Below are 888 nucleotides of genomic sequence, written 5' to 3'. Positions count from 1 at the left end.
ATACAATGCCCACCTAAGCCCGGACCAGGATAAAACGCCATAAACCCATAGGGTTTTGTCTTGGCTGCATCAATAACTTCCCAAACATCTAATCCCATTCTGTTACAAAGAATAGCCATTTCATTTGCCAAAGCAATATTAATGTTTCTAAATGTATTCTCTAGAATTTTTTCCATCTCTGCAACAGCTGGACTTGAAACTATATGGACTTCGCCTTCAAGTACACAAGTGTACATAGCTGAGGCAACTTCAGTACATATTTTAGTCACCCCACCAACTACTTTTGGAGTATTTTTCACGTTAAACTGCTTATTACCTGGATCTACTCTTTCAGGAGAATATGCCAAGAAAAAATCCTCACCACACTTCAGTCCAGTTACTTCCAATATTGGCTTTAATATTTCTTCTGTTGTACCGGGATAAGTTGTACTTTCTAATACAATAAGCATGCCTTTATGTAGATATTTAGATATTTCTCGAGCTGAATTCTCCACGTATGATGTATCAGGTTGTTGATAAATATCTAGGGGGGTAGGCACACAAATTGTCACCGCGTCTAAACCTGAAATTTTTGAATAATCGGTAGTTGCTACCAACTGCTTGGAAGAAGTTATTTCCAGCAAATCATTATCGAGTACATCTCCTATATAGTTAACACCTTCATTTACCATTTTCACTCTTTTTTCTTGTATATCAAAACCACAAACTTTATATCCTGCCTTTGCCTTTTCAACAGCCAAAGGTAACCCTACATACCCTAACCCTACAACTCCAATTTTTGCAGTTTTATTTCTAATCTTATTTATCAACTCATTTGACACAGTACTTTTTGTAATTGACGCCACTAAAAAACACCTCATCCATGTATTTTTTCAAACTCATCCAGTT

At 36.4% G+C, this 888-nt stretch carries 1 protein-coding gene; it reads right to left on the bottom strand.

Annotated elements, in window-relative coordinates; all coding sequences use genetic code 11:
• Positions 1-836, bottom strand: an 836-nt coding sequence (locus AC1DWB_RS36270; protein WP_477545889.1) for a nucleotide sugar dehydrogenase, incomplete at its 3' end; no start/stop codon positions are given.
• Positions 837-888: the final 52 nt, after the last annotated feature.

This window comes from Paenibacillus sp. P4_E11, assembly GCF_056401635.1.
The sequence above is the reverse complement of the archived record's forward strand: the minus strand, read 5'-3'. Positions and strand labels throughout refer to the sequence as shown.